The following is an 8519-nucleotide window of genomic DNA, read 5'->3' as shown; positions in this document are numbered from 1 at the left end:
GAGTCCGCGGACGCCTGGCGCTCGGCTTCAGCGGAGCCCGCTCGGGTGCTCCCGCGCCTGGTCGCGTCCGGTCCCTTCGTCCTCCGAGGGGTCCGCGCGCTGGTCGGGGGCCGCGGGCGGGGGTTCGGGCCGGTCGAGGTCGGCCGGCCTGCCCCGCCCGGGCAGGAAGGCGGCGACGGCGAAGGCGGCGAGCGCGGCGAGGGCGCCCAGGCCCAGGAGCAGGGTGAAGGCCTCCCGGGCGGGGAGGACCTCCGCGCCCGCGGTCATGGTCACGTTGGCGATGACCACGCCCGCGACGGCGCTGGCCACGGAGGTGCCGATGGAGCGCATCAGGGTGTTGAGGCTGTTGGCCGCCGCCGTCTCGGTCCGGGGCACGGCCGCCATGACCAGGGCGGGCATGGCCCCGTAGGCCAGGCCCACGCCCGCGCCGATGACGGTGGAGGCGATCACGAGCTGCCAGAGGGCGGACATGGACACCAGGCTCAGGCCGTAGCCGAGCGCGACCAGCAGTGCGCCGACCATCAGGGTCGTCTTGGGACCCCTCGCCCGGGAGATACGCGCCGAGACCGGGGACATCGCCATCATCACCAGCCCGTTGGGCGCCATCACCAGACCCGCGACCAGGATCGTCTGTCCGAAGCCGTAGCCGGTGACCTCGGGCATCTGGAGCAGCTGCGGGACGACCAGGGACATGGCGAACATGGAGAAGCCGAACACCAGGGACGCGGTGTTGGTGAGCAGGACCTGGCGCCGCGCGCTGACGCGCAGATCGACCAGCGGGTGCGGCGTACGCAGCTCCCACCAGCCCCACACCAGGAGCACCGCGACCGCGACCGCGAGCATGGCGGCGGGGACACCGCTGCCCCAGCCCCAGTCCGAGCCCTTGGAGACCGCGAGCAGCAGCAGGAGCAGCGCCACGGACAGGCCCGCCGACCCGGGCAGGTCGAACCTACCGCCCGCGCGCACCCCGGACGCGGGGACCAGGGCGCGCACCAGCACGGCGGCCCCGGTCGCGAGCCCGGCGGCGACCCAGAACAGCACGTGCCAGTCCGCCTCCTGCACCACGAGCGCGGCGGCGGGCAGCCCGAGCGCGCCGCCCACCCCGAGCGAGGCGCTCATCAGCGCGGTCGCCCCGCCGAGCCGTTCGGGGGGCAGCACGTCGCGCATGATGCTGATGCCCAGGGGGATGACCCCGGCCGCCAGGCCCTGGAGGGCGCGGCCGACGACCATCGGCACCAGGCTGTGGGCCAGGGCGCACAGCACCGAGCCGGCCACGAGGACGGCGAGGCTGAACAGCAGCATGCGGCGCTTGCCGTACATGTCGCCCAGGCGGCCGACCGTCGGGGTGGCGACCGCGGCCGCGAGCAGCGTGGCGGTGATCGCCCACGCGGTGTCCCCGGGCGTGGCGCCCAGCAGGTCGGGCAGGACGGGCACGAGCGGGATGACCAGGGTCTGCATGAGCGAGACGACGATCCCGCCGAAGGCCAGGACGGCGACGATCACGTTCGGCCGTAGGGGAGGAGCGGCGTCACCGGGCGCTGTCGCTCCGCCAGGGGCATGGGTCATGGAGTGGGTCCCCGTTTCCGGACGTACGAAAGCGCCCACTTTTAAGTCAGGCGCATGACTTACGCTAACAGCACGTACCCCGACGGCGCCCGCTGTCGGGCGCGGAGGTGAGGAGGGACACAGTGGGCGGATCGTTCGGCGGCGTCCGCGTTCCGGCGGGGAGCGCCCGTGCCGGACGCGCACGGTGTCGGGGGCGGGGCCGGATCCCGGAGCGGCCGGAGCCGGTGGGCGGCCGGATTCCGGGATCGGTACGGTGGTCCCTGTGAACGGCAGGGTGACGAGGTCGGACCGGGTCGCCGCGACGCGGGAGGCGATTCTGGCGGCGGCGGAGCGGCTCTTCGCCGAGCACGGACTGGCCGGTGTCTCCAACCGGCAGATCAGCCAGGAGGCGGGGCAGGGGAACAACACCGCGGTCAGCTACCACTTCGGCTCCAGGGAGGGGCTGATCCGCGCGATCGTGCGCAGGCACAACGACCAGATCGAGGAGCTGCGTCTGCGCATGGTGCTGAGGTTCGACGGGTCCGACCGGGTGAGGGACTGGATCGCCTGCATGGTGGAACCCCTGGCCCAGCACCTCGCCGACCTGGGCACACCCAGTTGGTACGGGAGGTTCAGCGCCCAGGCCGTCAGCGACCCCGCCTACCGTGCGACCGTGGCCGGCGAGGCCCTCAACTCCCCCTCCCTGGTCCGGGTGGGGGAGGAACTGCTCAGGTGCCTTCCCGACCTGCCGACCGAGGTCCGCGGGGAACGCCGGGACATGGCACGCCATCTCATGGTGCACATGATCGCCGAGCGCGAGCGCGCCCTGGCCGAGGGGGCCGACACCCCCAGGGAGTCCTGGCACCGGGCCGCCGTCGGGCTGACCGACGCCCTCACCGGCCTCTGGCTCGCCCCCGTCACCGGGTCCGGGGCGCGGGCCGGCGAGTAGACGCGTCCGTCCACCGCGGGGGACCGGGCGGAGTGCGGGCGGCGGGAGCCCTGACGGCCCGGCGCTCGCCCGGCGGTTCGGCGCCACCGGCGTCGTCGACGGGCGCCGCGCGACCAAGGTGCTGCTCACCCTCTGACCCGTGCGCTCCCCGTTCCGGGCGCCGTACCCCGTCCCGCGCGAGGGGCCCGCTTCGGCGCGGGGAGCCCCGTCGTGGGCAGGGGCGCGCCGGATCGGACCGGGGTCTCACATTGACCCAACATATCAACGAGCGTTAGTTTGTTGGTATGTCCTCCGACTCCTGTGAACTCCTCTGCCTCGACCTGCCCCAGGCCGAGGCGGTCCGCGCCCGCGTGCCCGCCGACGATGACGTCCGGCTCGCCGCCGACCGGGCCCGGGCCCTGGCCGACCCCACCCGGCTGCGCATCGCCCGCGCGCTGGCGGTCGGCGACGAACTGTGCGTGTGCGACCTGGCCTGGGTCTGCTCCGCCTCGCAGAACCTCGTCTCCCACCACGTGCGCCAACTGCGCACCGCCGGTCTGGCCGCCTCCCGGCGCGAGGGCAAGCTCGTCATGTACCGCCTCACCGACGCGGGTCACACCCTGCTGGCCCTGCTGCTGCCCGACCCCGAACCGGCTGTGGGAGAGGGCTGAACCGTGTCCGACCTGTGCTGCGGCGGCGACGGGGCGCCCGAGCCCCGCCGGGGCCGCCCGACGCCGAACCTGACACCCGCGCCCGCGTCCCGGGCCCCCGCCTCGGTCACCTGCTCCTGCTGCTCGGGCGGCGACGCCCGCGGGCGCCCCCGCCCGGTCACCGCCGACAGTGCCTCCGACGGCGGTCACGCCGGTGCCGGTGAGACTGCCGACGCCGACGGCTGCGGCGACCCCACCTGCGGCGCCGGCGCCCCGGAACCGGAGGAGAACCCGGGCGCGTGGTGGAACTCGGCCACCGTCCGGTGGGCGGGCCTGGCCGGTGTCCTGTGGCTGTCCGGACTGGTCGGCGAGTGGCTCGCGCCGGTGCCGGTCCTGGCGACCGTGCTGTTCGCGGGGGCGATCGCGGCGGGCGGGTGGACCTTCGTCCCCGGCACCCTGCGCGCCCTGGTCCGTGGAAGGCTGGGTGTGGGCACGCTGATGACCGTGGCCATGGCCGGAGCCGTCCTGCTCGGCGAGGTGGGCGAGGCCGCGATGCTCGCCTTCCTGTTCTCCCTGGCCGAGGCCCTGGAGGACCACGCCGTGGCCCGCACCCGCCACGGCCTGCGCGCCCTGCTCGACCTGGTCCCGCCCCGGGCCACCGTGCTGCGCGAGGGCCGCGAGACCACCGTGGACCCCGCCGAACTCGACGTCGGGGACCTGCTCCTGGTCCGGCCCGGCGAGCGCATCGCCACCGACGGCGTCGTCCGCGCGGGCCGCTCCACCGTGGACACTTCCACCGTCACCGGTGAGTCCGTCCCCGTCGAGGCCGTCGAGGGGACCGGGGTGTTCGCCGGGACCGTCAACGGCGGCGGCGCCCTGGAGGTCGAGGCCAGCGCCCGGGTGGCCGACAACTCCCTGTCCCGCGTCGTGCACATCGTCGAACGCGAGCAGGCGCGCAGGGGCGCCGCCCAGCGCCTGGCCGCCCGGATCGCCCGACCCCTGGTGCCCGGCATCCTCGTCGCCGCGGCCCTGATCGCCGTCGCCGGTTCCCTGTTCGGCGACCCGGGGGTGTGGGTCGAGCGCGCCCTGGTGGTGCTGGTGGCCGCCTCCCCGTGCGCCTTCGCCATCGCCGTCCCCGTCACCGTGGTCGCCGCGATCGGCTCGGCGAGCCGGTCGGGCGTGCTGGTCAAGGGCGGGGCCGCCCTGGAGTCCTTCGGAACGGTGCGCGTGGTCGCCCTGGACAAGACCGGCACCCTCACCCGCAACGCGCCCGCCGTGGTGGCCGTCGCACCCGCGCACGGGCGCACCCGCGAGGAGGTCCTGGCCCTGGCCGCCGCGCTGGAGGCGCGCAGCGAACACCCGCTGGCCGCCGCGATCCTGGCCTCCCACCCCGACCCCGCACCCGCCCGGGACGTGGCGGCGGTGGCCGGAAACGGCCTGACCGGCACCTCGGCCGACGGCACGCCCCTGCGGCTCGGCCGGCCCGGCTACATCGACCCCGGGCCGCTGGCGCCGGAGGTGGCCCGACTCCAGGAACAGGGCGCCACCACCGTCCTGGTCGAGGCCGACGGCCGCCTGGTCGGCGCCGTCGCGATCCGCGACGAGCTGCGCGGCGAGGCCGCCGAGGCGGTCGCCGCCCTGCACCGCATGGGCGTGCGCACCGTGATGCTCACCGGCGACAACGAGCGCACCGCCCGCGCCCTGGCGGCGCGGGTCGGCATTGACGAGGTCCACGCCGACCTGCGTCCCGAGGACAAGTCGGCCCTGGTCAGCGCTCTGCGCCGCCACGGGCCGGTGGCGATGGTCGGCGACGGCGTCAACGACGCCCCCGCCCTGGCCACCGCCGACACCGGGGTGGCCATGGGCGCGATGGGCACTGACGTCGCGATCGAGACCGCCGACGTCGCCCTCATGGGCGAGGACCTGCGGGCGCTGCCCCGGGCCCTGGCCCACGCCCGCCGGGCCCGGCGGATCATGCTCCAGAGCCTGCTGTTGTCGGGGGCGATCCTGCTGGTCCTCATCCCGCTGTCGGCGTTCGGGGTGCTGGGTCTGGCGGCGGTCATCCTCACCCACGAGCTGGCCGAGGTCCTGGTCATCGCCAACGGAGTGCGCGCCGGGCGCCGCGCTCCGGTCACTGTCTCCCCTTCCGCCTCCTCGGACGCGGACGCCGCGCGGACACCGGAGCACACGTGAGCGCCGCCGTCACACCGGTCCCCTGCCGCCCACCCTCCTGGCGGTGCTGCTGCCCGTCGCGCCCTGCGCGGTGTCGCTGTCGGCGGTGGCATCGGCGAGCCGGTCTGTGGCATCGGTGAGCCGGTCTGTGGGGTCATGGACCCCGCAGGCGGCACGGGCGACCCCGTGTAGGCGCCGCCACGACGCCCCGTTCCCGCCCGCGCGGCGGGAGCGGGGCGTTCGCGTGCGCGGCGCGTTCCCGCGAGAGGAGGCGGACCGGCGCGTACGGGCCTGACCGACAAGGCGGGCCGAGCCCCGGGTCCGTGTGGACCGGAGGCCGCGCCTTGCCCCGAAATCACGGTCTCGCCCGGCCTTCCTCGGTACGGTCGAACCCTCACGCCGAGCGCATCCGGAGGTCACGTGCAGCCCTTGTCCCTCGCCCAGATCGCTACCGCCACCGGCGGCCGGGTCACCGACGCCGATCCCGCGACCCAGGTGACCGGGGTCGCCTTCGACTCCCGCGAGGCGATCCCCGGTGACCTGTTCGTCGCACTGCCCGGACAGGGCCGCGACGGACACGACTTCGCCCCGTCCGCCGTCGAGGCCGGGGCGGTCGCGGTGCTCGCCGCCCGCCCGCTCGGCCTGCCCGCCGTGGTGGTCGAGGACCCCCTCGCCGCGCTGGGCGCCTGGGCCCGCGCCCACGTCGAGGCGCTGGCGGACCTGGACGTGATCGCGGTGACCGGTTCCTCCGGCAAGACCTCCACCAAGGACCTCATCGCCCAGGTCCTCGACCGCGCCGGAGCCACCGTCTTCACGCAGGGGTCGTTCAACAACGAGATCGGCCTCCCGCTCACCGCCCTGGAGGCCACCGCCGACACTCGCCACCTGGTGGTGGAGATGGGCGCACGCGGGCAGGGGCACATCGCCTACCTCACCGGTATCACCCCGCCCCGGATCGGGGCGGTGCTCAACGTCGGCACCGCGCACGCCGGGGAGTTCGGCGGCCCGGACATGACCGCGAGGGCCAAGGGCGAACTGGTCGAGGCGCTGCCCGCCGCGGCCGAGGGCGGCGTGGCCGTGCTCAACGCCGACGATCCGCGGGTGGCCGCGATGTCCGCGCGCACGAAGGCCGAGGTGGTCACCTTCGGGGTGGAGCGCGCCGCGGACGTGTACGCCACCGACGTCGCCCTCGACGGGCGGGGCAGGGCCTCGTTCACCCTGCACACCCCGGCCGGGCAGGCCCCGGTCCGCCTTCAGGTGGTGGGGGAGCACCAGGTGCCCAACGCGCTCGCCGCCGCCGCGGTGGCCGGGGCGGCGGGGATGGACGTCGAACAGATCGGCGGGGCCCTCACCGCGGCGGTGCCGGTGTCGGAGGGGCGGATGCGCGTCACCGAACGCCCCGACGGGGTGACGGTGGTCAACGACGCCTACAACGCCAACACCGACTCCACGAGCGCGGCGCTGCGCGCGCTGGCGCACCTGGGCCGTGAGAGCGGCGGACGCACGATCGCCCTGCTGGGGGAGATGCGCGAACTCGGGGACGGCTCGGAGCGGGAGCACCGCAGGGTCGGCGCGCTCGCCGCGTCGCTGGGCGTCGACGTGCTGGTCGCGGTGGGCCGGGCGGAGGCGCACGCGCTCGCGGACGAGTACGGGCCCGGCGGTCAGGTGGTCGCGGACAGGGACGCGGCCGGGGAGTGGCTGGAACGGTACGGCCTCCGGGCCGGGGACGTGGTGCTCGTCAAGGGCGCCAACGCCCTGAAACTGGGGGAACTCGCGGACGCGCTCGCGGCCCGGTAGGCGACCGGGGCCGGGCGGGGCCGCCACGCCGCCCCGCCCGGCGGGGCGCCCGTGGCCGCCGACCCGTCGGCGGAGGAGCGGCTTCGGAGGAGCGGATCTGGAGCAGCGGTGACGCGACCCCGTCGGCGGATGCGCCACAATCACCCGATGACCGACGACCGCTTCATGCTGATCCACGACCCCGAACTCCAGGCCAGGGGCGAACGCGTCCTGGGCGCCGAGTTCCGGGCGATGAGCGAGAGGGTGCTGCGGGCCACGGAGCTGACCTCCCGCCTCAACGTCCTCCCGTTCGACGACGAGGAGGGGAAGGCGGCGCTGTTCGAGCAGATCCTGGGCCGCCCCCTCCCGGCACGGGTGACGATCTATCCGCCCTTTTACACCGACCACGGCCTGCGCCTGGAGTTGGCCGAGCGCGTCTTCGTCAACCAGGGCTGCACGTTCCTCGACTACGCGGGCATTCGCCTGGGCGAGGGCGTGATGGTCGGCCCGAAGGCCACGTTCATCACGGTCGGCCACCCGGTGGACCCCGGCGAGCGGCGCCGGTTCCTCAGCGGCGCGCCCATCGACGTGGCGGAGAACGTGTGGATCGGCGCCGGTGCGACGATCCTGCCCGGCGTCAGCATCGGCCGCGACGCCGTGGTCGCGGCCGGGACGGTCGTGGCCGACGACGTTCCGGCCGCGAGCCTGGTGGCCGGGCCCAAGGGCACGGTGCGCCGACGCTGGTAGCGCCGGACCCCTCAGCCCGGACGCACGTTGCCCAGGAACCGTTCTACGGCGATCTCGATGACCACTCGGTTCGGGTTCTCCCGCGGCGTCTTGTAGCGCTCGCCGTAGCGGCGCACCGCCTCCGCCACCCGCTCGGGGTCGTCGGAGACCGTCGCGGAGCCCTCCACCGTGCACCACGCGCGCCCCTCCACCTGCGACACCGACACCCTGGCGCCGGGGTGGGCCGCGAGGTTGCGCGCCTTGTAGCTGCTGCCCGAGGAGATCACCCGTACCAGGCGCGCCTCGGCGTCGTAGGTCGCCCCCACCGGGACCTGGTGGATGGACCCGTCCGGGCGCGGCGACGCCAGCATGCACAGTCGCCGCTGCGCCCAGAACCGCGTGAATTCGTCCTCGTCCATCCTGTCCTCCCTGGTCCGACCGCCCCCAGCATCCCACCGCCCCGCCCCAGCCCTCCACCGGGGCGGGGACACCGCTGTGACCCGAGCGGTCTGGGCGGTCGGTGCCCGCTGACCGAAGCCCGGGGACGGGCACCGCGGCCGTCCCCGCCGGACATCCGGACCGCCGTCCACGCCCCGCATGCCGGTGGCCGACGAGCCGACACGCCACGGCCCGGGCACCACCTGCGCGGGGACCGGCAAGCCTGGCAGTGCGGGCGTTTCCACGCCACAATCGGCGCCATGACACGTACGCGGTGGGTCCGG

7 protein-coding genes are annotated in these 8519 nt (G+C 75.3%); 5 read left to right on the top strand and 2 right to left on the bottom strand.

Going from position 1 to position 8519, the window contains the following annotated elements:
• Positions 1–27 precede the first annotated feature (27 nt).
• Positions 28–1503, bottom strand: coding sequence for an MFS transporter (locus tag DQW06_RS10875; protein ID WP_086000755.1), 1476 nt, complete (start codon positions 1501–1503; stop codon positions 28–30).
• Between the two features lie 337 nt (positions 1504–1840).
• On the opposite strand from DQW06_RS10875, the gene DQW06_RS10870 reads away from it, so the two are divergent.
• The 5 genes from DQW06_RS10870 to DQW06_RS10850 all read left to right on the top strand — a co-directional run bounded on the left by DQW06_RS10870 (position 1841) and on the right by DQW06_RS10850 (position 7818).
• Positions 1841–2494: a TetR/AcrR family transcriptional regulator gene (locus DQW06_RS10870; protein WP_197724900.1), complete on the top strand. Its 654-nt coding sequence runs from the start codon at positions 1841–1843 to the stop codon at positions 2492–2494.
• Positions 2495–2778: 284 nt separating this feature from the next.
• The gene (locus DQW06_RS10865) at positions 2779–3144 is read left to right on the top strand and encodes a metalloregulator ArsR/SmtB family transcription factor (protein WP_013152826.1); all 366 of its coding nucleotides are present in this window, start codon (positions 2779–2781) and stop codon (positions 3142–3144) included.
• Positions 3145–3147: 3 nt separating this feature from the next.
• On the top strand, positions 3148–5316 hold the full coding sequence (locus DQW06_RS10860; RefSeq protein WP_013152827.1) for a cation-translocating P-type ATPase: 2169 nt from the start codon (positions 3148–3150) through the stop codon (positions 5314–5316).
• A 399-nt stretch (positions 5317–5715) separates the two neighbouring features.
• The gene (gene murF, locus DQW06_RS10855) at positions 5716–7092 is read left to right on the top strand and encodes a UDP-N-acetylmuramoyl-tripeptide--D-alanyl-D-alanine ligase (protein ID WP_117198384.1); all 1377 of its coding nucleotides are present in this window, start codon (positions 5716–5718) and stop codon (positions 7090–7092) included.
• Positions 7093–7239: 147 nt separating this feature from the next.
• Positions 7240–7818, top strand: coding sequence for a DapH/DapD/GlmU-related protein (locus DQW06_RS10850; protein WP_041552608.1), 579 nt, complete (start codon positions 7240–7242; stop codon positions 7816–7818).
• A gap of 11 nt (positions 7819–7829) precedes the next feature.
• Here DQW06_RS10850 and DQW06_RS10845 read toward each other — a convergent pair whose 3' ends face one another.
• Positions 7830–8216: a pyridoxamine 5'-phosphate oxidase family protein gene (locus DQW06_RS10845; RefSeq protein WP_013152830.1), complete on the bottom strand. Its 387-nt coding sequence runs from the start codon at positions 8214–8216 to the stop codon at positions 7830–7832.
• Positions 8217–8519: the final 303 nt, after the last annotated feature.

The organism is Nocardiopsis sp. TNDT3, assembly GCF_003427465.1.
Classification (GTDB): Bacteria; Actinomycetota; Actinomycetes; order Streptosporangiales; family Streptosporangiaceae; genus Nocardiopsis; species Nocardiopsis dassonvillei.
Note: the sequence above shows the minus strand (reverse complement) of the source record. Positions and strands in the feature narration are given on the sequence as shown.

Bases quoted from the DNA above. Each gene is read 5' to 3' on its own strand.
- DQW06_RS10865 (WP_013152826.1), top strand. From the start codon at position 2,779: ATGTCCTCCGACTCCTGTGAACTCCTCTGCCTCGACCTGCCCCAGGCC.
- DQW06_RS10850 (WP_041552608.1), top strand. From the start codon at position 7,240: ATGACCGACGACCGCTTCATGCTGATCCACGACCCCGAACTCCAGGCC.
- DQW06_RS10845 (WP_013152830.1), bottom strand. From the start codon at position 8,216: ATGGACGAGGACGAATTCACGCGGTTCTGGGCGCAGCGGCGACTGTGC.